This is a genomic window from Billgrantia antri (assembly GCF_017868935.1).
Taxonomy (GTDB): Bacteria; Pseudomonadota; Gammaproteobacteria; order Pseudomonadales; family Halomonadaceae; genus Halomonas; species Halomonas antri.
The window spans coordinates 62,454-84,604 of the sequence record NZ_CP053383.1; the positions used below are offsets into that span (position 1 = coordinate 62,454).

The following is a 22,151-nucleotide window of genomic DNA, read 5'->3' on the forward strand; positions in this document are numbered from 1 at the left end:
GTTCCCTCAGCGTGGGGCCGCGACCAGGCGCGCCAGCAGGTCGTCGATCATGTCGATCTTGGCTTCGGCCGCGCGGATCTGGGCGCAAAACGCCTCGCGCTTGTGCCGCAAGCGCGCTTCCAGCTCGTCGCAGAACGGCGGCTCCGGACGGAAGTGCGGCATCGCCTCGCGGATCTCGTCGAGACGGAACTCCAGCTCACGGGCCCTGCGCACGAAGCGCAGTTCCGCCAGGGTCTGCTCGGTGTACTCGCGATAACCGTTTTCACGCCTCGAGGGCGGCGTGATCAGGCCGCGCTTCTCGTAGAAGCGAATGGTGTCGCGGCCCAGCCCACTGGCTCGTTCCAGCTCGCCGATCAGCATGAGGAAAACCCCTTGACTGTGGAGTTGGCTCCACACCTTACCATGGCTTGGCGCGCCCATACGGGGCTGCCACGACATGGCGAGGAGGCAACGAGATGGCATCCAGGATTGAGGAGCGGCAGGTACAGACCGGCGACGGCGTGGCCATCGCCGCGCGTTTCGTCACCCCGGCGCAGCCCACTGCGGCGGTGCTGATCGCTCCCGCCATGGGCGTGCCGCAGCGCTTCTATGCGCCGCTGGCGCAATGGCTGGCGGGCCAAGGGATGGCCGTGGCCACCTTCGACTACCGCGGCATGGGCGCGTCGCGGCCGCCGCGGCTCAGCGGCTTTCCGGCCACCATCATGGACTGGGCGCACTATGACGCCGCTGCAGTACTCGAGGCGCTTGAGCGCCACGCGCCGGGGCTGCCTCTCCATTGGGTCGGCCACAGTCTGGGCGGGCAGATTCCGCCGCTGGTGCCGGGACACGAGCGACTCGAGCGCATCGTCACCGTGGCCTGCGGCAGCGGCTACTGGCGCGAGAACGCACCGGCGCTGAAGCGACGGGTATGGCTGTTCTGGTTCGGCGCCGTGCCGCTGCTCACGCCACTGCTGGGCTATTTTCCCGGCAAGCGGCTCAACATGGTGGGCGACCTACCACGCGGCGTGGTCGAACAGTGGCGGCGCTGGTGCCTGCACCCAGAGTACGCCGTAGGGGCGGAGCCCGGCGTGCGTGAACGCTTCGCTGCCGTGCGCACGCCGGTGGTCTCGCTCTCCTTCAGCGACGACGATTTCATGTCGGCGCGCAACACCGAGTCGCTGCATGGCTTCTATACCAATGCCCCGCGTACCCTGTTGCGTATCCGGCCCCGTGAGGCGGGCCTGACACGCATCGGCCACTTCGGCTTCTTCCGCGCGGAGCACGAGCAGGCGCTGTGGCAGCGCTACCTGCTGCCCGCGCTGCAAGGTGCCGAGCCGGCATTGGCGGCAACGGCGGAAGGGAGCACGACGGGATCGTGACTCAGGCCGGCACTTGCTGGTCCAGCAGCGCCGTTACCGCCTCGCCGACCCGCCTGATGCCGGCTTCGACGGCGGGCGTCATCGCCGTGGCGTAATTCAGGCGCAGGCAATGGCGGTACTTGCCCGAGGCCGAGAATAGCGACCCCGGCGTGACATGCAGCCCTTCGCCGACCAGGCGCTCCTTGAGGCGTACGCAATCGATATTTCCCGGCAGCTCCAGCCATAGCAGGAAACCGCCCTGGGGATAGCTGACTCCCGTGCCGGGCGGGAAGTAGCGCATCACCCAGTCGATCATGATGTCGCGATGCTGGCGGTACTGGCGGATCATCTCGCGCAGGTGGCGCTCGTAGTGGCCGTGCTGGACGAACTCCGCCACCGCCAGCTGTGGCAGCGTGGCCGAGGCGCCGGTGGAAACGTACTTCATGTGCAGCACCTGGTCGCGATAGCGCCCCGGCGCCATCCAGCCGACTCGAAGCCCAGGCACCAGCGTCTTGGAGAAGGCACTGCACAGCAGCACCCGGCCGTCGTCGTCGAAGCTCTTGAGAGTGCGCGGCCGGGGCGTGTCGAAGGAGAGATCTCCATAGATATCGTCCTCGACGATGGCCACGTCGAAGCGCTGGGCCAGGGCGACCAGGGCGCGCTTGCGCGCCTCGGGCATGGTATAGCCGAGCGGGTTGTTGCAGGTGGGGGTGATCTGGATCGCCTTGATCGGCCACTGTTCCAGCGCCAGCTCCAGCGCTTCCAGGCTGATGCCGCTCTGCGGGTCGGTGGGGATCTCCAGCGCCTTGAGCTTCTGCGCCTTGAGGATCTGCATGGTGCCGTAGAAACTCGGTGAGTCCACCGCGACCACGTCGCCGGGCTCGGTCAGGGTGCGCAGGGCGAGCGAGAGTGCTTCCTGACAGCCGGTGGTGATCAATACATCGTCGGGATGCAGCAGGCAGCCCGACTTGTCGGCCAGCCTGACGATCTGACGGCGTAGTTCGAGGCTGCCCTGCAGGCTGTCGTAGCTGAGTCCATGGGCTGCAACATGCCGATGCAATGTACTCAGCTGGCGGTGCAGGGGGCGAAGGCTGGCGGCAGTGAGGTCGGGAATGCCGCGCCCCAGCATCAGCAGGCGGTCGTGCACTGGGGAGGAGGCGACCAGCTCCAGTACCTGATCCCACTGGGACACGTCCAGCGGACGCTGGGCCGGGCGCGATACCTTGGGCAGCACGCTCGGGGTCGGCCGAGGCAGCACATAGTAACCCGAGCGCGGGCGCGCTTCTGCGCGGCCGGATTCCTCCAGCCGCCGATACGCCTCCTGAGCGGTGGAGACGCTGACGCCAAGCTCGCGGCAGAGCGCACGCACGGAGGGCAGCCGGTCGCCGATACGATACTGGCCCTGCTCGATGCGCTGGGTCAGGGTCTGAGCCACCCAATCGTAACGTTTCATGACAGATTTGCCTCGTCTTGACGGCACACAATACAGAAACCGGAATAATGGCCGATACAGAAGCACAATAGCGCCATCTGTGCTGCAAAACTATAAATTATTTGAATCTGTATTGGTTTTTTAAGCGGACATAACCTGTCAGAACCCACCGACAGGAGATGCCGTCATGTTCTTCAAACGCCTTTTTCGTCTGTCCCGCTGGATCAGGGAGCAGCAACGGCGTCACCGCACTCGCTGCGATCTGCGCCATCTCGACGACCATCTGCTGGCCGACATCGGACTGGATCGTGACACCGTCAAGCGAGAGGTGAGAAAGCCATTCTGGCGATGAGCACCGGCACGACACGGGAACCCGCGGTGCCGCACGATGCCCTAATGGGAAACGAGCCATCGGCAGCCAAGGAGGAGCCAGCCATGATCGAGACACTCCCTGCACCCGAGTATGTAGCGGCGTTTCGTATTTCGGGCACGCTGCACAGCGCGGACTACGACGTATTGATCCCTGCCATCGAGTCGAAACTTGAGCATAACGAGGATATCGGTGTGCTGGCGGACATGACCGACTTCGACCATATGACGGCCGGCGCCCTGCTGCGCGATCTGGCCTACGCCATGAGCAAGCTGGGCGAGTACCGCCGCTTCAAGCGTGCCGCGGTGATCGCCGACAAGGGCTGGATCGAGACCACCACCAGGCTGGCCGGCAAGCTGTTTCCCAATACCGAAGCGCGCCTATTCCATGCCGGCGAGCTTGAAGAGGCCATGCGCTGGGTCGCCGGCTTTCGCCGCGATCTGATCGACGGCGGGTTATGAAGTCGCGGTAGCGGCGGCCTGCTCGCCGTGCCACTGGCGCAGCAGCCAGGCGAAGGCCAGCCCCAAGGCCAGCAGCCACAGCCCGGCGCCGGCCAGCAGCCACGCGCTATCGGCCAGGCGCAGCACCAGCCCGCCGAGGCTGACGCCCACCGACTGGCCGAGGAACAGGCAACCGGCGAACACTGCCATGGCGGTGCCACGCATGGCGGGTGCCATCTGAGTGGCGTTGATCTGCAGAGTGCTGTGCATCATGTAGAAGCCGAGCCCGGCGCAGAAGGCGCCCGCGGTGGCCAGCGCCGGCAGTGGGGAGAGCGCCAGCCCGACGAAGCCGAGCCCCATCAGCATGCCGCCGCCTGCGGCCAGGCCCGGCTCTCCCAGTCGGGCGACCAGCGGTCGCGCCAGCGCGGCGAAGATCAGTCCACCCACACCGAACAGTGCCACCATCAGCCCCGCTTGGGTCAGCGAGACGTCAAGCCGGGTATAGAGATGACTGGCGACGAAGGCCAGCGCGCCGAAGGCAGCAATCCCTTCCAGGAAAACCAGCGCCAGGATGCGCCGGGCGCGGGCGATCAACAGCACCTCGCGAATGCGCGAGAAGAAGGCGATGCGACCCTGATGGTTCTTGGGCGGCGACAGGGCCGGCTGACGACGCAGGGTCGTGAGCAGCAGCCCGCCGGCGCCAAGAAACAGCAGGGTGAGCAGCACGAACGCCGCCTGCCAGCCCAGCGTATCGGCCAGGAAACCGCCCGTCACCTGGCCCGAGATCAGTCCCAGCACCGCACCGGAAAGCATATGGGCCAGGGCGACCTGACGTTGCTCATAGGGCACGTTGTCGCCCACCCAGGCCATGGAGAGCGGAATGATCGCCGCGGCAGTGGCACCGTTCAGGGTACGAAACGCCAGCAGCATCGGTAGCGACTCGGCCAGCGCCGAGCCCAGCACGCCAATCGCACAGGCCAGAGTGGCCAGGCCGATCACCCGCAGGGTGCCATGGCGGTCGCCCAGCGGGCCGTAGGCAAGCTGCATCACGCCGTAGGCGATGGCGAACAGGGTGATGTTCTGCGCCACGTCGGCCACCGGCCGGGCGAAGGCTTGGGACAGCGCCGGCAGCATGGCGTCGGTGACGCGCATCGAGGCCATGCTGGCAAAACCGGCCAATGCCAGCAGCAGGATGACGAGGCGGGGCGGGGCACTGCCGCTCATCGCGACGACCCTGCCTGCCTGGCGGCGGCCGCCCGGCTGGCCGGCCGCACCAGCAACAGGAAAGCCGCCAGAGAGAGTACGCCGCCCAGGCCGATGGACACCGCCATGGTCAGCGAGGTGCCGTCGTGGAAACGGCCGACCAGTGCGCCGCCGAGGGCAGCGAGGCTCATCTGCAGGAAACCGAACAGCGAGGAGGCCGAGCCAGCGCACTGCGGGTTGGGCGCCAGCGCTCCGGACATGCTCTGCGGCATCACGATGCCGAAACCGACCAGAAACAGGATATGCGGTCCGATCACCGCCCACGGCGTGTAGACCGCCGCCGCCGCCAGAACCGCCATGGTGAGGCCGGCCAGGGCGCAGATCGAGGTGGCCAGCAGCAGCAATCGGTCCCGACCCAGGCGATGGCTGTAGCGTCCGCTGATCAGGGTACCGCTGAAGAAGCCGGCGACGATCAAGGTGAAGCCGATCCCGTAGCCGAAGGGCGACATGCCCATGAACTCGATCAACACGAAGGAGGAGCCGGAGAGAAACGCGAACAGGCCGGAGAAGCCGCTGGCGTTGACCAGCGTATAGCCCATGAACGCGCGCTGACCGAGCAGCATGCGGTAATTCTGCAGGATGGCGGCGGGATGCACCGACTGGCGATTCTCCCGCGCCAGCGGTTCCGGCATGAGGAAGGCGAGCACCAGCAGCATCGCCGCGGCGTAGATCGTCAACAGCGCGAAGATCGACTTCCAGCCGAAGAACAGCAGCAGCCCGGCGCCGACGATGGGGGCCAGGGCGGGGGCGAGCGCCATGGTACTGGCCATGTAGGAGAGCACGCGTCCGGCCTCGAGCGGGCCATGAATATCGCGCACCGCGGCGCGTCCCAACACCGGACCGGCGGCACCGCCCAGCGCTTGGAGGAAACGCCCGGCAAGCAGCCACTCGATGCTGGGGGCGAGGGCGCACAGCAGGCTCGCCAGCAGGAACAGGCCGAAGCCGGCGATCATCACCGGCTTGCGCCCGAAGCGATCGGAGATCGGGCCGCAGAAAAGCTGCGCCACGGCGAAGCCGGCCATGTACAGGCTCAGCGTCAGTTGGATCTGGTCGGGACCGGTGTCGAGCGCCGCGGCCATGGCCGGCATCGCCGGCAGGTACATGTCGGTGGCCAGCGGACCCAGCGCGGTCAGCGCCGCCAGCGTGATCACCATGGCAGGGGACTTCAGCCTCAGCACATTGACCTCATTCTCGAAGGGCGTCTCGAAGGGCGCTCGGGGGCGAAAGACAACGACCGACGGGCGCCGCTTCTCCCGCTCCAGGTCGGAAAGGGGAGGACGGCGCCCGCCAGTCGTTAGCTTGCTTAATATAGCCTAATTGGCGCTGCGTTGCTCAACCTGCATCCGGCTGCTCCCCCGGGGCAGCCGTGGCGAAGGCCTCCATTCCACGACAGCGCTCGGTGATACGCCGGATCGTCGGATACGGCGAGAGGCCGCACTCGAAGCGCTCGGCGTTGTAAACCTGGGGTACCAGGCAGAGATCCGCCAGGGTCGGGCTGTCGCCGTGACAGAACGTGCCGGTGGCGGGCTCGCCCGCCAGCCTCGCTTCCAGTGCGGCGAAGCCTTCGGCGATCCAGTGGCGGTACCAGGCCAGCTTGGCCTCGTCGTCCAGCTTGAGCTCGTGCACCAGATACTTGAGCACCTTGAGGTTGTTGAGCGGGTGGATCTCGCAGGCCACGAGCTGTGCCAGCGATCGCACCCGGGCGCGGCCTTCGGCATCCGCCGGCAGCAGCGGCGGTTCCGGGTAGCGCTCATCGAGGTACTCGCAGATCGCCAGCGACTGGGTCAGCTGGGTACCGTCATCGGTCTCGAGTACCGGCACCAGCCCCTGGGGGTTGCGGGCGAGGTTTTCCTCGCCACGCTGCTCGCCCTTGACCAGGTTGACCGGGGCCTGGTCGTAGGCCAGGCCCTTGAGGTTGAGTGCGATGCGCACCCGGTAGGCCGCCGAGGAGCGATAATAGCCGTACAGTGTGGTCATGATTGGCTCTCCCTGGCGGTTTACTTGGGTTGGTACTGAACCACCTGCTGGTCGATGGCGCCGAAGATGCTCACGCCGTCGCGGTCGAACATCTCGATGCGCACCCGGTCGCCGAAGCGCATGAACGGCGTCTTCGCCGCGCCGTGCAGGATCTGCTCGACCATGCGCACCTCGGCCAGGCAGCTGTAGCCCACGCCGCCGTCCGCGACCGGCTTGCCGGGGCCGCCATCGGGGTCGGGGTTGGAGACGGTGCCTGAGCCGACGATGGCACCGGCGCCCAGATAGCGGGTCTTGGCTGCATGGGCGACCAGCTGCGGGAAGCTGAAGATCATGTCGGGGCCGGCCTCAGGCTCACCGAACTTCTCGCCGTTGAGGTGAACGGTCAGCGGCAGGTGCACCTTGCCCTCCTGCCAGGCGTCGCCCAGCTCGTCGGGGGTGACACAGACGGGCGAGAAGGCGGAGGCCGGTTTGGCCTGGAAGAAGCCGAAGCCCTTGGCCAGCTCGCCCGGGATCAGCCCGCGCAGGCTGACGTCGTTGACCAGCATGATCAGCTTGATGTGGCCGGCGGCCTGCTCCGGGGTGACTGCCATGGGCACGTCGTCGGTGATCACCGCGATCTCGCCCTCGAAGTCGATGCCGTGCTCCTCGCTGACCGCCTCGATGTCCTCGGTGGGGGCGAGGAACTTGTCGCCGCCGCCCTGGTACATCAGCGGGTCGGTCCAGAAGGTCTCGGGCATTTCGGCGTTGCGCGCCTGGCGCACCAGCTTGACGTGATTGAGGTAGGCGGAGCCGTCGGCCCAGTGATAGCTGCGCGGTAGCGGCGAGTGCAGCTTGCTCTGGTCAAGGGCGAAGGCGTCCGCGGCGCGGCCGTCGTTGAGCTCGGCGTAGCGCGCTTCCAGCTTCGGGCTCAGCGCATCCCAGTTCTCGATGGCCTGCTGCAGGGTCTGGGCGATATCGGCGGCGGAGACGGCCTGGCTCAGGTCGCGGGAGATCACCAGCAGTTCGCCGTCGCGGCCGTTTTTCAAGGTGGCGAGTTTCATCGTGGCTCAATCCTTTCGTCAGGGGCGGGGCTCGTCGGCCCCGGCTAGTTCAGCGTTTCGTCTCTCTGGCCTTCAAGACTGCTTGGGATCGAAGTGCGAGCGCAGCGTCGCCCACACGTCGACGTAGTCGCGCTGACGGATGTCCGCGTTCAGCGCCGCTTCCGTGGGATGGTAGACGTAGCGGCTCTCGAACATGAAGGCCAGGGTCGCATCCAGGCGCTGTGGTGTCAGCTCGGCGTTGGAGGCCTTCTCGAAGGTCTCGGCGTCGGGGCCGTGGGGCGACATGCAGTTGTGCAGGCTGGCGCCGCCGGGCAGGAAGCCCTCGGCCTTGGCGTCGTACTCGCCGTGGATCAGGCCCATGAACTCGCTCATCAGGTTGCGATGGAAGTAGGGCGGGCGGAAGGTGTTCTCGGCCACCATCCAGCGCGGCGGGAAGATCACGAAATCGATGTTGGCCATCCCCGGGGTGTCGGAGGCCGAGGTCAGCACGGTGAAGATCGAGGGGTCGGGGTGGTCGAAGCTCACCGTGTTGATGGTGTTGAAGCGTGCAAGATCGTACTTGTAGGGCGCGTAGTTGCCGTGCCAGGCCACCACGTCGAGCGGCGAGTGGCCGAGCTGGGTCACCCAGAAGCGACCGGAGAACTTGGCCACCAGCTCGAAGTCGCCCTCGAGATCCTCATAAGCGGCCACCGGGCTCTCGAAGTCGCGCGGGTTGGCCAGGCCGTTGGCGCCGATGGGGCCGAGCCCGGGCAGCTCCAGCGGGCTGCCGTAGTTCTCGCAGACGTAGCCGCGGGCACCGTCGCTGCCTTCGGCCAGGCGTACCTGGAACTTCATGCCGCGGGGAATGACCGCGATCTCGCCGCCCTTGACCTCGAGCTCGCCGAGTTCGGTACGCAGGCGCAGGGTGCCCTGTTGCGGCACGATCAACAGCTCGCCGTCGGCGTCGTAGAAGAAGCGCTCGGTCATGTCACGGTTGAAGGCGTAGACGTGCACGCCGCAACCGGCCTGGGTGCCGGCATCGCCGTTGACGGCAATCGTCAGCAGGCCGTCGACGAAGTCGGTGGGTTCGGCGGGAATCGGCAGCGGGTCCCAGCGCATCTGGTTGGGGTCGGCGGCGGGCTTGGCCAGCGGCGAGGTAGCCACTCGGCTATTCTCCAGCGGCGTATAGGCGCTCTGCACCACCGAGGGGCGGATGCGGTAGAGCCAGCTGCGCAGGTTCTCGTGGCGCGGCGCGGTGAAGGCCGAGCCGGTGAGCTGCTCGGCGTAGAGGCCGTAGGCGCAGCGCTGCGGCGAGTTCTGGCCCACCGGCAAGGCGCCGGGCAGCGCCTCGCTGGCGAAGTGGTTGCGAAAGCCGCTCTGGTACTCGAGTGTCGTCGTCATGGGAGGATCCCTCTCGTTATTGGCCTGGTTGACTTGCTGATGCGCTGGCGGCCTGGCCGGCGATGGACAGAGCCTCCTCCAGCACCTGCTGGTCGCCGATATGGTTGGCCAGCAGCAGGATCAGCCGGGCGTTGATGCGTTCGCTCTCGGCCTCGCTGCACTCGCGGTGCAGCTCGGTCAGCGCAGCGTAGAAGGCGTCCGGGTCGGTGAAGTTGGGATCGAGTTCAAGCCGTGGCATGGCGAGCCTCCTCGGCATTCAGATGACGACCCAGCGTGCGGTCGAGCGCCGCCTCGACGTCGGCGGCTTTGATCTCGTGCCAGCGGGCGCTGACGTGCTGGTCGGGGCGGATCAGGTAGGCGACCCCGGCGGTCAGGCCGTAGCGCTCGCCAACCAGATTCTCCACGTCCTCGATCTGGCGGCTGCGCGGCAGCTCGGTCAGGGCATGCGGTGCCGGTCCGACGACCAGTAGGTCGAGATCGTCCTGACGCGCGAGCAGCGGCTCGAGTTCGGCCCTGAGCGTCTCGGCCCGGGCGCTGTCGACGCGACCGTCGAGCAGCAGGGTGAAACGATCTCCCAGCTGATTGAGCAGCCAGGCGCGCCGGCCAGCCAGGCCGATCGGGGCGTCCTTGGCCGGGCTGCCGGGGCGTAGCTCGAGCGGCAGGCCCTCGGTTTCGTGACCGTTGAGCGGAGAGTCGTCGTAGTGGCACGGCATCGACAGCCGGCCGCTGTTGACCAGGCGACGGGCGAAGGGGTAGCGCTCGGCCAGCTCCAGCACGCTGTCACGGAACAGCCGGCTGACGCGGCTCTTCGGCGTGATGAAGTCGGTGGCGCGGGTCGAGTTGAGGATGTTCTCGGCGGCGCCGTGCTGGCGCTCGTCGTTGTAGGTAGCGAGCAGCGCCTCGTGGGCCTCGCCCTTGAGCACCCGGGCCAGCTTCCAGGCCAGGTTCTCGGTGCTCTGCAGCGCGCCGTTGGCACCGCGGGCGCCGAAAGGGGAGACCTGATGCGCGGCGTCACCCATGAAGAACACCCGCTGGTGTATATAGTCATCCATCTTGCGGCAGCGGAAGGTATAGACGCTGGCCCACTCCAGCTCGAACTCCACGTCCTCGCCGAGCATCGCCTGCACCCGGGGGCGGATGTTCTCCTCCTTCTTCTCTTCCTCGGGGTCGGCGTCCCAGCCGAGCTGGAAGTCGATGCGCCAGACGTTGTCCGGCTGGCGGTGCAGCAGCACCGACTGGTTGGGGTGGAAGGGCGGGTCGAACCAGAACCAGCGCTCGGTGGGGAAGTCGGCTTTCATGATCACGTCGGCGATCAGGAAGCGATCCTGAAAGACCTGGCCCTTGCTCTCCAGGCCCAGCATGTCGCGGATCTTGCTATTGGCGCCGTCGGCCACCAGCAGGTAATCGCAGGAGAGGCGGTAGTCGCCATCCTCGGTGCTGACCATCACCTCGCTGCGTTCGGGGTGACTCGCGACCTCGGTGACCTTGTGCAGCCAGCGCAGGTCGATCAGGTCGCTGAGCGCGTCGGCGCGATCGACCAGGTACTCCTCGAAGTAGTACTGCTGCAGGTTGATGAAGGCCGGCATGCGGTGGCCTTCTTCCGGCAGCAGGTCGAAGTCGTAGACCTCGCGCTCCTGGAAAAACACGCGACCGCGCTGCCAGGTCACGCCCTTGTCGACCATGGGCTTGGCGCAGCCCAGGCGGTCGAGAATTTCCAGCGTGCGCTTGGCGAAGCAGATCGCCCGCGAGCCGACGCTGACGGTATTGTTGTCGTCGAGCACGACGCTCGCGATGCCCTGCTGGGCCAGGTCGATGGCCATGGCCAGGCCGGTGGGGCCGGCGCCGACGATCACCACCGGGCAGTGGCGCACGCCTTCACGGTCGAGTTCGGGCGGGCGTCGATACGGGTAGACGGGATTGTTGTAGGTAGTGGGCATGCTTCCTCCGACTGTGGCTGCCTCGGGGCAGGCCAGCGCCACAACGCGGCGACCTGCCCCCCGGCGCCACTCGCCAGGACGTGTTGTGAAAACAGTGTGTTACTGGTTCTCGACGACTTCCTGCAGCGAGTGCCACATGGCCGTGTCGCGCTCGGCGGTCCAGATGCGCGGGTCGGGGTATTCGCCGCCGGCCTCGTCATAGCAGCGTGTAATGTCGAATGGCAGGCAGTGGTCGAAGATCACCCAGTGGCCGTACTTGGGCTTGAGCTTGGCGTAGGTCTCGGCATAGCACTCGGAGAGCGACTTGCCGGCGGCCTTGCCTGCCTTGACGCTTTCGTACATGTCGGCGAGGAAGTCGCGGGTGCCCTGAATCGCTTCCTGGCACTGCTCGGGGGTTTGCAGCGCTTCGCCGCGGCCTGGCACCAGCTTCTGCGGCTTCATCGCCTGCAGGCGGTCGAGGGTGGCGGGCCAGTATTCGTGATAGGCGTCGCCGGTGTAGGGGGTGGCGCCATATTCCACCAGGTCGCCGGAGAACATCACCTTCTCCTCCGGCAGCCAGACGATGGTGTCACCCTTGGTGTGGCCGCGGCCGAGGTGAATGATGCGCACCTCGCGCTTGCCCATGAATACCGTCAGTTCCTGCTGGAAGACGATGTTGGGCCAGGTCAGGCCGGGAACGGAGTCGACGCCCTGGAACAGGCGCGGGAAACGGCCGACCTCGGATTCGTAGTCCTGCTGGCCGCGTTCGACAATCAGGTCGTAGGTATGCTGGCTGGCGTAGATGTTTTCGGCATCGTAGGCCGAGGCGCCGAGCACGCGCACGGCATGGTAGTGGGTTAGCACCACGTGCTTGATCGGCAGGTCTGTCACTTCGCGAATGCGGCGGATCACGTCCTGGGCCATGATCGGCGTGGCCTGGGTGTCGATCACCATCACGCTGTCGTCGCCGATGACGACACCGGTGTTGGGGTCGCCTTCGGCGGTGTAGGCGTATAGGCCTTCCGCCAGTTTGGTGAAGCTGACCTGCTTCTCTTCGGTATCGGCGTGGGAAGCGAATTTCTTGCTCATGATTCCTCCTGAGTCGTCGGGGCGTCACGGTGGGCGACGTCTAGGGGGCCGATGTAGGCCTCGTTCGTTGTGCTGAATGCAGCGAGCATAGTTGCTGTTGAAACTATATGTCCAGCAAGTTGCGGACCAGACGAAGAGCCTAGCGTGAGCTGAGTGGAGAAAAGTTGCCTAAGATCATGGGTTTTTTGAATTTTTTCGACCTAAGTCTAATGACGTTCGTCGCCAAATTAGTTGCAAGGGAGATTAACTGGCGGCATGGTGACAGCGTGAAACGAAAAGGCTGCTGCGCTCTTGCCACCATCGGGATAGCGCTCAGCCGCGATACAACAACGCAGGCACACAGCGTGGCGCGAGCACGCCTCCCGTGACGACCAGGAGCACGCAATGACAAATACCAACCGCCTCATGATCGGCGCCGTGGCGGCGCTGGGCCTTGGCCTCGGTACGTCGGCCATGGCCGAGACCACTATCAACGTGAGCAGCTGGGGTGGACCGAACCACGGCATCAACACCATCGTCTGGCCGACCTGGAAGGCCTGGATCGAGGAGGCGACCGAGGGCCGGGTAACGCTGCAGGTCACCGAGGATCTCGGCCCGCCCAATGCGCAGATGGCGCTGGTCGCCGACGGGGTCGCGGACGCCAGCTGGATCTTCCATGGCCACATGCCGGGCCGCTTCGAGCTGACCAAGCTGCCGGAATTTCCCACTTTTAAGGAGTTCTCTTCCGAAGCCGCCTCGTCCGCCTACTGGACTACCTTCCAGGAGCATCTCGCTCAGGGCGAAGAGCATCGCGGCCTGGAGGTCATGGCCGTCGGCGTGCACGGTCCGGGCCAGATCTTCACCGCCGAGCAGGTCGACACCTTCGACCAGCTCGAGGGCAAGCGGCTGCGCACGGGCGGCGGCCTGATGAGCGAACTGGCGGATGCCATCGGCGTGACCGGGGTGGCGTTGCCGCCCACCGGTGTCTACGAGGCCGCCTCCCAGGGCGTCATCGACGGCGCCATGCTGACCCTCGAGGGGCTGCGCAGTTTCCGCGTCGCCGAGGTGCTGCCGAACACCCTGACCGTGGACGGCGGTTTCTATCGCGGCAGCTTCGCCATCATCATGAATCCCATGGTGTGGGATGAAGTCTCGGCGGAAGATCGCGAGGCCATCGAGAGCGTGTCGGGAGAACAGCTGTCGCGCCTGTTCGGCTACATGATGGACGTTTCCGACGAGCGGGGCGTCGAGTTCGCCAAGGAACTGGGTAACACCTTCACCCAAGCTTCCGAGGAAGACATCGCCATGCTGCGCGAGGTGAGTGACGAGCTGATCGAAACGTGGGCCGACAAGGTCAGCCGCGGAGACCTCGACGCCCGTGAGGCCCTGAGCTTCTTCCGCGACCAGCTCGACGTGGCGGCCGAGGAAGAGAGCATCGCGTCTCGCGTGGTGCAGCAGTAATCCAGCAGGAGCCCGTCATGACCAGCCTGTCGACTCGTTGGCAACGTGTTGGCCGTGTCATGCAGCTGACGCTGGAGGGGGTGGCCGGTGCCACCCTCTTCGCCATGATGTTGCTGACCACGGCGGACGTCGCCGGCCGTTTCTTCTTCAATTCACCGATCCTCGGCACCGTCGAGCTGACCCAGCTGATGCTGGCGGCGCTGGTGTTCCTGTCGCTGCCGGTGGTGTGCTGGCGCGAGGAGCACGTCAGCGTCGATCTGCTCGACGCCATCTTTCCGTCACGCCTGATCTGGATTCGCCAGCTGCTGGTCAACCTGGTGGTCACCGCGGCGCTGTGGGTCATGGCAAGTCGTGTCTGGGCCCTGGGGGCGCGGGCCTTCGCCTGGGGCGACGTGACCGAGTTCCTGCGCATCCCGGTCGGCTACCTGATCTACCTGATGGCAGTGATGCTGGCCGTTTCCGCCCTGCTGACCCTGCTGCGGGCGCTGCGCTATCTGCTCGAGGGCGTCGGCTTGCTCGAGCGGGGCGGCCCCCTCAGCCCGGAGAGAACCCCGGGAGGTGACAAGTGATCGAAGCACTCTACGGCTTCGCCGCCCTGCTGATCCTGGCGTTTCTGCGCGTGCCGCTGGCCTTCGCCATGGGCATCGTCGGTTTCGTTGGCTTCTACTATCTCACCGGCAACTGGAGTGCCGCCGAATCCATGGCCGCCCGGCGGGTGATCGACACCGCCATGGACTACGGCCTGTCGGTGATCCCATTGTTCATCCTGATGGGCAATCTGGTCTCGCACGCCGGCCTGTCCGATGCTCTGTTCCGCGCCTCCAACGGCTTTCTCGGCCACCGCAAGGGCGGCCAGGCGATGGCCACCATCGTCGCCTGCGGCGGCTTCAGCGCCATCTGCGGCTCGAGCCTGGCCACCGCCGCCACCATGGGCCGGGTCGCCATGCCACAGATGCGCAAGTACGGCTACAAGGACACCCTGGCCTCGGCTTCCATCGCCGCGGGCGGCACGCTGGGCATCCTGATTCCGCCCAGCGTGATGCTGGTGATCTACGGCATTCTCACCGAGACCAGCATCCGCGAGCTGTTCGCCGCCGGCTTCATCCCCGGCATGCTCGGCATCGTGCTCTACTTGGTGGCGGTGAAATGGGTGATGTGGCGCGACCCCGACGCCGGCCCGGCCGGGGAAAAGATCGAGTGGCCCGAACGCCTCAAGGCGCTGAAGAGCGTGGGCGATACCCTGGCGCTGTTCGTGCTGGTGATCGGCGGCATTTATCTCGGCGTGTTCACCCCCACCGAAGCGGCGGGCATCGGCGCCATGGGGGCCTTCGTCATCGCCCTGTGGCGTCGCGCGCTGACCCCGCAGATCCTGATGAACGTGCTGATGGACACCGTGCGCACCACCGCCATGCTGTTCGCCGTGGTACTCACCGCGCTGATCTTCGCCAACTTCATCAACCGCGCTGGGCTGCCCAGCGACCTGCTGGCCTTCGTCAACGGGCTCGACATGGCGCCGTTCCTGGTGATCCTGGTGATACTGGCCATCTACGTGCTGCTTGGCTGTGTGTTCGAGAGCATGTCGATGCTGCTGCTCACCGTGCCGGTGTTCTTCCCGGTGGTGGCGGGGCTCGGCTTCGACCTGGTGTGGTTCGGCATTCTGGTGGTGATCGTGATCGAGATCAGCCTGATCACGCCGCCGGTGGGGATGAACGTGTTCGTGCTGCGGGCGGTGCTGCCGGACGTGTCGACGGGGACGATCTTCCGCGGCGTGACGCCGTTCTGGGTGGCCGGGATGGGGCGTGCATTGCTGGTGCTGGTATTCCCGGGTATCGTGCTGTTCCTGCCGCAACTGCTCTATTGAACGCTGCCAAGCGTAGGTGAGGAGTCTCGAGAGATGAACACGGAAGAACGCCGGGCCAACCTCGCCAGGGAGGGCGACGAGAGCCTGGCCGAACCATCGACCAAGCAGGAGCTGGATCTCAACCAGTTCCTGCCCTACCGGCTCAACAGTCTGGCCGATCGCATCAGCCAGGCGCTGGCCGAACTCTACGAGGAGCGCTACCAGCTCAATATCGCCCAGTGGCGGGTTCTGGCCTGGCTCAGCCACTGCGACGAGCTAACGGCGAAGAAAGTCTGCAGCTATACCAACATGGACAAGGCGCGCGTGTCGCGGGCGATCCAGGCTCTGGAGGAGCGGGGGCTGATCCGCCGCACGCCCGCCCCCGAGGATCAGCGCCAGCAGGATCTCCACCTGACCGCCGCCGGCCAGGCGCTGCTGGCCAAGCTGATCCCCGAGGCCCAGGCCTGGGAGGCGGAGCTGGTCGCGACCCTTACCGCCGGCGAGTATCGCGACCTGCTCAACGTGATGCGCAAGCTGGAGCGGCAGCTGGAGCGGATTGGCTGAGGGCTGCTGCGGCCAGCGAGAATCAATCGGCGAAGCAGGCGGGAGAGGCTTGACTGGTAGCCATGACCGGGCGTACGTGGAACTGACCGGCCATGTTGCAGCGCGTGCGGCCGCGGCCGGCGAAGTCGACGAAACAGTCTTGCTGCGAGTGGCCGCCGGCACTCACCTGGGTCCAGTACCAGCCAGCGGGGGTATCGGGAAAAACGTCACCGTTGATGGCTGTATCCTCTGCCATGTTCGGCTGCATCAGGCCGCGCAACTCGAAGAAACGCGGCAGGCGCCAAGGACAGTCGTCGCTGGCCAGGGCATCGATACGGGTCTCGGCGTCGGACAGGCTGTATCGCTGCGCCTCGCTGAGGCAGCGGCCTTCGTGGAAGCGTTGACCAAGACTGCAGCGCATCCACACCAGCCCGTTGCCGGTATCCTCGACCCGGTCTTCTGCAACAAACCGGAACCGCTCTGAGGCTTGGCTCAGGCCGGTCAAGGCAAGACTCAGCGCCAACACGGCGCGCAGCGCTTGCTTCACGCTTCCGCTACCTGCCCCTGATCGGCGGGCACGCGCCCGCCGAGGCGAGCGGTGATTTCGCTGGCCGTCTGTTTCACCAGTTCCCCCAGCTCCAGCAGCCGCGCTTCGGGAATGCGCGCCACCGGCCCCGAAACCGAGATCGCCGCCAGCGGGGTGCCGTGCTCGTCGTGCAAGCAGGCGGCCACGCAGTGCAGGCCGATGGCATGTTCCTCGCGGTCGCAGGCGAAGCCCTGGCGCCGTACCTCGGCGAGATTGGCACGCAGCGCCTCGGGGCTATGCAGGGTATTCTCGGTGACGCGTGACAGGCCGCGCTCGGCCAGCACCCGCTCGAACTCGTCGTCCGGCAGCCAGGCCATCAGCGCCTTGCCCACGCCCGAGGCGTGCAGCGGGGCGCGCGAGCCGAGCCGGGTTATCATGCGCATCATCTGCGGCGACTCGCTCTGGGCCAGGAACACGGCGGTGGCGCCGTCGCGGATGCCCAGGTTGGCAGTCTCTCCGGTCTGCGCCGTAAGGCGGCGCAGGAAAGGCCGGCTGGTAGCGACGAAGTCGCGCGCCTCGAGGAAGCTGTTGCCGATGCGGAAGGTCTTGACGTCGATCTTCCACACCCCGAGTTCGCTATCCTGGGCAACGAAGCCCTGCCCCTGAAGAGCCTGCAGCAGGCGGTGGGTGGTTGAGGGCGCCAGGTCGACCATCTCGGCCAGCTCCGACAGTGCCAGGCCGCCCGGCGTCGCCGCCAGCCGCTCGAGCAGATTGAGCCCGCGCACCAGCGACTGGCTGTGGCCGCTGGCGCTCTTGCCGGGGCCGGGCGGGCGCCCTGCCGTTCTGCGTTTGACTTCACTCACCTGCGTACATCCTCTCCGATTGCCTGACGGACCTTGCGGGGAAGGCCAGCGACAGGATACCCGCTCGCGGCCGGCTTGTCTCGATTGCGGAAATGGCTTCCACTGTCTTGCTGGCGGCCGCTTCAGGCGGGGTCAACGATGACGCCATTGTGGCTCACGCTTGGCGATGAAGGCATCGATGCCCTCGGCGGTGTCTTCGGCCAGCATGTTGCAGGCCATGGTCTCGCCGGCGAAGGCGTAGGCCTCGTTCAGCGGCATCTGCAGTTGACGCTGGAACAGTGCCTTGCCGGTGCGCAGCGCCACGCGACTCTTGGCACACAGGCTGGTGGTAAGCTCGCCGAGCACGTCATCCAGCGCCTCGTCGTCGGCCACGCGATTGACCAACCCCCAGTCGAGCGCCTGCTCGGCATCGATGAACTCGCCGGTGAAGAGCATCTCCATGGCGCGCTTGCGGCCGATGCTGCGCGACAGCGCCACCGCCGGGGTGGAGCAGAACAGCCCCACGTTGATGCCCGATACCGCAAAGCGGGCCGATCTGGCGGCCACGGCCAGGTCACAGCTGGCGACCAGCTGACAGCCGGCAGCGGTGGCCAGGCCCTGGACCCGGGCGATGACCGGCACCGGCAGTTGGACGATACGCTGCATCACTTCGCCGCAGCGGGCGAACAGCTCCTGGTAATAGGCCTTGTCGGGATTGGCGCGCATCTCCTTGAGATCGTGCCCGGCACAGAAGGCGCGACCCTCGGCAGCGATGACCACGCAGTGTACCGAGTCGTCATTGGCCAGACGGGAGAGTTCGCCGCCCAGGGCCTTGAGAACCTCTTCCGACAGTGCGTTGAACTGGCGTGGCCGGTTCAGGGTAAGGGTGGCGACGCCGCGCTGGTCGCGACGAATCACCGGTCGCTCGTCGACAGTTGTCATCATTGTCGTATCCTGTAGAAACGTGCCCGTCACCAGCCTAGCCTGTCATGTAGGCTTTTCGTCAGCCCTGCGACCAAAGAGGTGTGGCTTGCCGCCAGACGCCCCCAGCGAGAGCGAAGCATGAACGATTCGATTCACGATCACGACGAGTTGCACAAGGGGGCGCCGCAAACGGGCACCCGGCTATTGTCCGATGTCAGCCTGCCCGCCGCCGTGATCCATGAGTCGGCGCTGGCCCACAACCTGGCCTGGATGCAAGGCTTCTGCGACGCTCACGGGGCACGCCTGGCCCCCCACGGCAAGACCACCATGTGCCCCGAGCTGTTCCAGCGTCAGCTGGCTGCCGGTGCCTGGGGCATTACCCTGGCCACGGCGCCCCAGTGCCGGGCGGCCTTCCGCCATGGCGTCAACCGGCTTCTGATGGCTAACCAGCTCGTTGGCGAGGCCAACATGGCGATCGTCGCGGGGCTGATAGAAGCCGGGGCCGATTTCTACTGCGTGGTCGATAGCCTCGCCAACGTCGAGCAGCTGGCACGCTATTTCACGGCCTGCGGCCTGCGCCTCAAGGTACTGATCGAGCTGGGCTTGCCGGGCGGACGCTGCGGCTGCCGCGATACCGACGAGGTGATGGCGCTGGCCGAGCGCATCGACAGCGAGCAGGCACTGGTGCTCTCCGGCCTCGAGGGCTATGAAGGGGTGGTACACGGAAGCGACCCCGAACGCGCCGTGCGTGCCTATGCCTGGCAACTGGTCGAGGCGGCCCAGGGGCTGGAACGCGATGCCCTGATCGAAACGCCGCAGCCGCTGATCACGGCGTCGGGTTCGGCCTGGTACGACCTGATCGCCGAGGTGTTCCACGAGGCGCACCTGGGCGCACAGTTCGTGCCGGTGCTGCGCCCCGGCTGCTATGTCGTGCACGATCATGGCATCTATCGACAGGCGCAGCGCGACATCCTCGAACGGCAGCCCCGGATCGAACGCGGGCTTAAGCCGGCGCTCGAGGTCTTCGCTCAGGTGGTATCGCTCCCCGAGCCGGGGCTGGCCATCATCGGCATGGGCAAGCGCGACATCGGTCACGACCAGTTGCCCGAGCCGCTGCGGCGCTACCGTGAGGGAGATGAACGGGGGCGCGCCCTGTCGGTGCAGGGCTGGCAAGTGATCCGTCTGATGGACCAGCACGCCTTCGTCAGGCTACCGAGGGAGAGCGAGGAGCCCGAGGCCGGCAATGGACGGGTCCGGGTGGGGGATATCGTTGCCTTCGGCACCTCTCACCCCTGCCTGACCTTCGACAAGTGGCGGCGGATCTGTCGCGTCGATGAGCGGCTCGAGGTAGTCGAGGTAATGCAGACCTGTTTCTAGGCGGAGGCACTTCCGCGGTGTGACCGAGTGAGGGGTAGCGATGCAAGGCAATCCACGTCTGGGGATCCTGTTGCCCGAGGATGGTCCCCCCGATTATGAATGGTACGAGCTGAACGAGCGCCACGGCTTCGGTGATACGCTGCCCGCCATCGAGGTGGGCAAGGTTTTCAGCGACGGCCACCATGAGCATATGGCCTTGATGTCGCTCGGTGCCACCGAGCGCCTGGCGGCTGTAGCAGAGGGGCTGGTGAAGGGGGGTGGCGTTCAGGCCGTGGTATGGGCCTGTACCAGCGGCAGCTTCATCGGCGGGCTGGAGTGGGCATTCGCTCAGTCGCGTGAACTCTCGCAGTGGCTTGGGGTGCCGGCTACCAGTACCGCCCTGGCCTTTCGCGATGCGCTGGCGGCCCTCGCCTGTCGGCGGGTCGACCTGCTCAGCCCCTACCCGCCGGAAGTGACCGAGCAACTGATGACCTTCCTGAGCGACAGCCATGTCGGCGTCGATGGGCTGCAGGTGCTGGACTGTCCCTATGCGGCCGACTCCCATCGGCTCGACATCGCCGCTGCCGTGCGCGATTTTGCCAAGCGGTACCCGTCGGACAACCCGATTCTGGTCCCCGACACCGCCATCAATACGCTCGAACGGGTCGGGGCGATGAATCGTGAGGCCGGCCGGATGGTGCTGACGGCCAACCAGGTGAGCCTGTGGGCGGGCCTCAGGCTACTGGGGCGAAGCGGCCCGCCTCGCTACCTGCAGGCACTGGCCGAGGTGGCATAACCTGCGTTAAGCAGGTCGGCGAGGCGTTCTGATATGTTACGAACGGGGTGGTTTCTTCTGTCAATGGAGGTTGAATGAGCGACGAACTGAGCGAGTTCGAGCAGAGCGTCAAGCGAGAAATCGATGCCTTTATGAAGCCCGGCCACGAGACCTCGCCTGCCCCCGAGCTGCCCGGTGACAAGCGTCCGGGGAAACAGCCCTCGAAACCGACCGCTGGCAGTGAATCCGCCGAATCCTACAGGACCGGGCATCTGGTCCGGCTGGCGGTGAGGACGCGCAAGCTGGAAGTCGACACCGTCTTCGAACATCGCTCCACCAGCATCTCCAAGCTGGAGGCACAGCTCGAAGCCGAGAAAGCCGCCAAGCAGGCCGGCTACCCGATCATTGGCTATGTCATCGATATTCAGAGCCTGTAAAAGGCTCGAACGGTCTCATCGGGTACGTTCCGCCGACGTCGCACTTGCTGTAGGTGCCATGGCGTCATGTTGGCGCGAATTGCTGATCCTCGGAGCAGAAGTATGCTGCCCGGCAGGTAAGCGAGGAGGGGCCGCGCCCCTCCTGCGGTAGTCACTGACTTCAGTACTTGCCGAGTTCCGCTTCAAGCGGGAACAAGGCGGCCGAAAGCTCGCCTGGGGTCATGACCGGCGTCTGGGGAGCGACGGCTGACGGCCACGCCTCGAGAGCCCCCTCGTAGCCTGCCTTCAGTTCCTCGACGGTGTTGTCCTCGTAGAGCTCGGCGTGGCTCTCCAACAGAGCCTTGGCGACCGTGACGAAGCCGAAGCTGTCCTGATACTCGACGACATTGACGAACTCGCCGTCCTTTACGGCTTCCTCGTACTCGTGGGCCGCCTGGCGCAGCAGCACCAGCTGAACGCGACTCTGGAAGGCCACATCGTCGCGCAGCTCTGCATCGACGTCCTGCATGGCCGCGTCGATGGCGTCGAGCGCGGACGTGTAGGCTTCGGCGTTGTCCTCCCACTTGCCGCCATCGCGGACCTCATCGACCAGCGCAGCCAACGTACTCTCGAGTCCCTCGATGCCGCGGCTCTGCAGCGCCGGCTCGAGCGGCTCGTAGTGCTCATCGAGCGGGTGACTGAAGTGCGGTTGGGCTGCCGTTTCCTCACCGGCCTGGTAGAGATCGCGAGCGACGCTCAGGTGACCCTTCATCATGGCCAGATTGGTATAGTAGACGCCGGGGTTGCTGGCATTTATGTCGCCGCCTTCACCGCCTTCACCGCCTTCACCGCCTTCGCCGCCTTCACCGCCGGCAGACTCATTCAGGTAGTCAAAGACAGCGTAGGGATCGGAAGCGCCACCGCCTTCTCCTCCTTCGCCGCCTTCACCGCCGGCGTGGGCATGACCCGCTTCGCCGCCTTCTCCTCCCTCGCCGCCTTCACCGCCGGCGTGGGCGTGACCCGCTTCGCCGCCTTGCTCGGAGCTGGCCAGCAGCAACGTGTCGGGACCCTGAGTGTAGTCGGTAGGGGGGGCGAGTTCGGCCCAACTAGCTGCGCTGCTGCCGAGCAGCACGCTGGTACCCACGCCGACCCAAAGCTTGGTGCGGAGATTATTGGACATGTCGACTCCTTGTCGATTGCGTTTATCAGGGGACTCGGCCGCTTGGCCGTTGTCTAGGCCATTAT

At 66.1% G+C, this 22,151-nt stretch carries 24 protein-coding genes; 10 read left to right on the forward strand and 14 right to left on the reverse strand.

What is annotated here, in order from left to right:
• Positions 1-6: 6 nt before the first annotated feature.
• Positions 7-360, reverse strand: coding sequence for a MerR family transcriptional regulator (locus HNO53_RS00295; protein WP_209475202.1), 354 nt, complete (start codon positions 358-360; stop codon positions 7-9).
• 95 nt (positions 361-455) lie between these two features.
• On the opposite strand from HNO53_RS00295, the gene HNO53_RS00300 reads away from it, so the two are divergent.
• A complete protein-coding gene (locus HNO53_RS00300) occupies positions 456-1,358 on the forward strand; it encodes an alpha/beta hydrolase family protein (protein ID WP_209475204.1) in 903 nt (300 codons plus the stop codon).
• A gap of 1 nt (position 1,359) precedes the next feature.
• Here the strand turns inward: HNO53_RS00300 and HNO53_RS00305 are convergent, their stop codons facing one another.
• On the reverse strand, positions 1,360-2,790 hold the full coding sequence (locus HNO53_RS00305) for an aminotransferase-like domain-containing protein (RefSeq protein ID WP_209475206.1): 1,431 nt from the start codon (positions 2,788-2,790) through the stop codon (positions 1,360-1,362).
• 166 nt (positions 2,791-2,956) lie between these two features.
• Here HNO53_RS00305 and HNO53_RS00310 point away from each other — a divergent pair, with 166 nt between their 5' ends.
• On the forward strand, positions 2,957-3,121 hold the full coding sequence (locus tag HNO53_RS00310; RefSeq protein ID WP_209475208.1) for a DUF1127 domain-containing protein: 165 nt from the start codon (positions 2,957-2,959) through the stop codon (positions 3,119-3,121).
• Positions 3,122-3,204: 83 nt separating this feature from the next.
• The gene (locus HNO53_RS00315) at positions 3,205-3,600 is read left to right on the forward strand and encodes a SpoIIAA family protein (RefSeq protein WP_209475210.1); all 396 of its coding nucleotides are present in this window, start codon (positions 3,205-3,207) and stop codon (positions 3,598-3,600) included.
• On the opposite strand, the gene HNO53_RS00320 is transcribed toward HNO53_RS00315, so the two are convergent.
• From HNO53_RS00320 to HNO53_RS00355, 8 genes are all read right to left on the reverse strand, one after another.
• Positions 3,595-4,803 (reverse strand): MFS transporter, encoded by a 1,209-nt coding sequence (locus HNO53_RS00320; RefSeq protein ID WP_209475212.1) that lies wholly within the window; start codon positions 4,801-4,803, stop codon positions 3,595-3,597. The genes HNO53_RS00315 and HNO53_RS00320 overlap by 6 nt on opposite strands.
• Positions 4,800-6,020: a multidrug effflux MFS transporter gene (locus HNO53_RS00325; RefSeq protein ID WP_209475214.1), complete on the reverse strand. Its 1,221-nt coding sequence runs from the start codon at positions 6,018-6,020 to the stop codon at positions 4,800-4,802. Before HNO53_RS00325 ends, HNO53_RS00320 begins: the two co-directional genes overlap by 4 nt.
• Before the next feature lie 154 nt (positions 6,021-6,174).
• Positions 6,175-6,819, reverse strand: coding sequence for a maleylacetoacetate isomerase (maiA, locus tag HNO53_RS00330; RefSeq protein ID WP_209475216.1), 645 nt, complete (start codon positions 6,817-6,819; stop codon positions 6,175-6,177).
• A gap of 20 nt (positions 6,820-6,839) precedes the next feature.
• Positions 6,840-7,859, reverse strand: a complete 1,020-nt coding sequence (locus HNO53_RS00335; protein ID WP_209475218.1) for a fumarylacetoacetate hydrolase family protein — start codon at positions 7,857-7,859, stop codon at positions 6,840-6,842.
• Positions 7,860-7,931: 72 nt separating this feature from the next.
• Positions 7,932-9,239 (reverse strand): homogentisate 1,2-dioxygenase, encoded by a 1,308-nt coding sequence (gene hmgA / locus HNO53_RS00340; RefSeq protein ID WP_209475220.1) that lies wholly within the window; start codon positions 9,237-9,239, stop codon positions 7,932-7,934.
• A gap of 16 nt (positions 9,240-9,255) precedes the next feature.
• A complete protein-coding gene (locus tag HNO53_RS00345) occupies positions 9,256-9,477 on the reverse strand; it encodes a DUF2783 domain-containing protein (protein WP_209475222.1) in 222 nt (73 codons plus the stop codon).
• Complete coding sequence (locus HNO53_RS00350) at positions 9,464-11,176, reverse strand: FAD-dependent oxidoreductase (RefSeq protein WP_209475224.1); 1,713 nt, start codon at positions 11,174-11,176, stop codon at positions 9,464-9,466. Before HNO53_RS00350 ends, HNO53_RS00345 begins: the two co-directional genes overlap by 14 nt.
• A gap of 99 nt (positions 11,177-11,275) precedes the next feature.
• On the reverse strand, positions 11,276-12,244 hold the full coding sequence (locus HNO53_RS00355) for an MBL fold metallo-hydrolase (RefSeq protein WP_209475226.1): 969 nt from the start codon (positions 12,242-12,244) through the stop codon (positions 11,276-11,278).
• A gap of 384 nt (positions 12,245-12,628) precedes the next feature.
• Between HNO53_RS00355 and HNO53_RS00360 the strand changes: the two genes are divergently transcribed.
• Genes HNO53_RS00360 through HNO53_RS00375 form a run of 4 tightly spaced genes read left to right on the forward strand, consistent with a single transcriptional unit; the run spans position 12,629 to position 16,088 of the window.
• The gene (locus tag HNO53_RS00360; protein WP_209475228.1) at positions 12,629-13,684 is read left to right on the forward strand and encodes a TRAP transporter substrate-binding protein; all 1,056 of its coding nucleotides are present in this window, start codon (positions 12,629-12,631) and stop codon (positions 13,682-13,684) included.
• A 17-nt stretch (positions 13,685-13,701) separates the two neighbouring features.
• Positions 13,702-14,253, forward strand: coding sequence for a TRAP transporter small permease (locus HNO53_RS00365; RefSeq protein ID WP_209475230.1), 552 nt, complete (start codon positions 13,702-13,704; stop codon positions 14,251-14,253).
• Positions 14,250-15,545, forward strand: a complete 1,296-nt coding sequence (locus HNO53_RS00370) for a TRAP transporter large permease (RefSeq protein ID WP_209475232.1) — start codon at positions 14,250-14,252, stop codon at positions 15,543-15,545. The genes HNO53_RS00365 and HNO53_RS00370 overlap by 4 nt, the downstream gene beginning before the upstream one ends.
• Before the next feature lie 33 nt (positions 15,546-15,578).
• Positions 15,579-16,088 carry a MarR family winged helix-turn-helix transcriptional regulator gene (locus tag HNO53_RS00375; RefSeq protein ID WP_242597501.1) on the forward strand — a complete coding sequence of 170 codons (510 nt, stop codon included), beginning with the start codon at positions 15,579-15,581 and terminating at the stop codon, positions 16,086-16,088.
• A 22-nt stretch (positions 16,089-16,110) separates the two neighbouring features.
• Here the strand turns inward: HNO53_RS00375 and HNO53_RS00380 are convergent, their stop codons facing one another.
• From HNO53_RS00380 to HNO53_RS00390, 3 genes are all read right to left on the reverse strand, one after another.
• Complete coding sequence (locus tag HNO53_RS00380; RefSeq protein ID WP_209475234.1) at positions 16,111-16,614, reverse strand: Lcl C-terminal domain-containing protein; 504 nt, start codon at positions 16,612-16,614, stop codon at positions 16,111-16,113.
• Entirely contained in the window at positions 16,611-17,456 is an 846-nt protein-coding gene (locus HNO53_RS00385; protein ID WP_209475236.1) for an IclR family transcriptional regulator, read from the reverse strand. Before HNO53_RS00385 ends, HNO53_RS00380 begins: the two co-directional genes overlap by 4 nt.
• A gap of 132 nt (positions 17,457-17,588) precedes the next feature.
• On the reverse strand, positions 17,589-18,380 hold the full coding sequence (locus HNO53_RS00390) for an enoyl-CoA hydratase (RefSeq protein ID WP_209475238.1): 792 nt from the start codon (positions 18,378-18,380) through the stop codon (positions 17,589-17,591).
• Positions 18,381-18,497: 117 nt separating this feature from the next.
• Here HNO53_RS00390 and HNO53_RS00395 point away from each other — a divergent pair, with 117 nt between their 5' ends.
• The 3 genes from HNO53_RS00395 (at position 18,498) to HNO53_RS00405 (ending at position 20,927) form a co-directional block, all read left to right on the forward strand.
• Positions 18,498-19,736 carry an amino acid deaminase gene (locus HNO53_RS00395; protein ID WP_209475239.1) on the forward strand — a complete coding sequence of 413 codons (1,239 nt, stop codon included), beginning with the start codon at positions 18,498-18,500 and terminating at the stop codon, positions 19,734-19,736.
• A gap of 40 nt (positions 19,737-19,776) precedes the next feature.
• Positions 19,777-20,511: a maleate cis-trans isomerase family protein gene (locus HNO53_RS00400; RefSeq protein WP_209475241.1), complete on the forward strand. Its 735-nt coding sequence runs from the start codon at positions 19,777-19,779 to the stop codon at positions 20,509-20,511.
• Positions 20,512-20,585: 74 nt separating this feature from the next.
• On the forward strand, positions 20,586-20,927 hold the full coding sequence (locus HNO53_RS00405) for a hypothetical protein (protein ID WP_209475243.1): 342 nt from the start codon (positions 20,586-20,588) through the stop codon (positions 20,925-20,927).
• Between the two features lie 160 nt (positions 20,928-21,087).
• On the opposite strand, the gene HNO53_RS00410 is transcribed toward HNO53_RS00405, so the two are convergent.
• Positions 21,088-22,086: a hypothetical protein gene (locus tag HNO53_RS00410; protein WP_209475245.1), complete on the reverse strand. Its 999-nt coding sequence runs from the start codon at positions 22,084-22,086 to the stop codon at positions 21,088-21,090.
• Between the last annotated feature and the right edge of the window lie 65 nt (positions 22,087-22,151).

What these genes read in the sequence shown, in the direction of transcription:
- HNO53_RS00360 (WP_209475228.1), top strand. Translation starts at nt 12,629, where the DNA reads ATGACAAATACCAACCGCCTCATGATCGGCGCCGTGGCGGCGCTGGGC.
- HNO53_RS00335 (WP_209475218.1), bottom strand. Translation starts at nt 7,859, where the DNA reads ATGAAACTCGCCACCTTGAAAAACGGCCGCGACGGCGAACTGCTGGTG.
- maiA (WP_209475216.1), bottom strand. Translation starts at nt 6,819, where the DNA reads ATGACCACACTGTACGGCTATTATCGCTCCTCGGCGGCCTACCGGGTG.
- HNO53_RS00320 (WP_209475212.1), bottom strand. Translation starts at nt 4,803, where the DNA reads ATGAGCGGCAGTGCCCCGCCCCGCCTCGTCATCCTGCTGCTGGCATTG.
- HNO53_RS00400 (WP_209475241.1), top strand. Translation starts at nt 19,777, where the DNA reads ATGCAAGGCAATCCACGTCTGGGGATCCTGTTGCCCGAGGATGGTCCC.
- hmgA (WP_209475220.1), bottom strand. Translation starts at nt 9,239, where the DNA reads ATGACGACGACACTCGAGTACCAGAGCGGCTTTCGCAACCACTTCGCC.
- HNO53_RS00305 (WP_209475206.1), bottom strand. Translation starts at nt 2,790, where the DNA reads ATGAAACGTTACGATTGGGTGGCTCAGACCCTGACCCAGCGCATCGAG.
- HNO53_RS00405 (WP_209475243.1), top strand. Translation starts at nt 20,586, where the DNA reads ATGAGCGACGAACTGAGCGAGTTCGAGCAGAGCGTCAAGCGAGAAATC.
- HNO53_RS00345 (WP_209475222.1), bottom strand. Translation starts at nt 9,477, where the DNA reads ATGCCACGGCTTGAACTCGATCCCAACTTCACCGACCCGGACGCCTTC.
- HNO53_RS00295 (WP_209475202.1), bottom strand. Translation starts at nt 360, where the DNA reads ATGCTGATCGGCGAGCTGGAACGAGCCAGTGGGCTGGGCCGCGACACC.
- HNO53_RS00315 (WP_209475210.1), top strand. Translation starts at nt 3,205, where the DNA reads ATGATCGAGACACTCCCTGCACCCGAGTATGTAGCGGCGTTTCGTATT.
- HNO53_RS00350 (WP_209475224.1), bottom strand. Translation starts at nt 11,176, where the DNA reads ATGCCCACTACCTACAACAATCCCGTCTACCCGTATCGACGCCCGCCC.
- HNO53_RS00355 (WP_209475226.1), bottom strand. Translation starts at nt 12,244, where the DNA reads ATGAGCAAGAAATTCGCTTCCCACGCCGATACCGAAGAGAAGCAGGTC.
- HNO53_RS00365 (WP_209475230.1), top strand. Translation starts at nt 13,702, where the DNA reads ATGACCAGCCTGTCGACTCGTTGGCAACGTGTTGGCCGTGTCATGCAG.
- HNO53_RS00395 (WP_209475239.1), top strand. Translation starts at nt 18,498, where the DNA reads ATGAACGATTCGATTCACGATCACGACGAGTTGCACAAGGGGGCGCCG.
- HNO53_RS00410 (WP_209475245.1), bottom strand. Translation starts at nt 22,086, where the DNA reads ATGTCCAATAATCTCCGCACCAAGCTTTGGGTCGGCGTGGGTACCAGC.
- HNO53_RS00390 (WP_209475238.1), bottom strand. Translation starts at nt 18,380, where the DNA reads ATGATGACAACTGTCGACGAGCGACCGGTGATTCGTCGCGACCAGCGC.
- HNO53_RS00300 (WP_209475204.1), top strand. Translation starts at nt 456, where the DNA reads ATGGCATCCAGGATTGAGGAGCGGCAGGTACAGACCGGCGACGGCGTG.
- HNO53_RS00310 (WP_209475208.1), top strand. Translation starts at nt 2,957, where the DNA reads ATGTTCTTCAAACGCCTTTTTCGTCTGTCCCGCTGGATCAGGGAGCAG.
- HNO53_RS00375 (WP_242597501.1), top strand. Translation starts at nt 15,579, where the DNA reads ATGAACACGGAAGAACGCCGGGCCAACCTCGCCAGGGAGGGCGACGAG.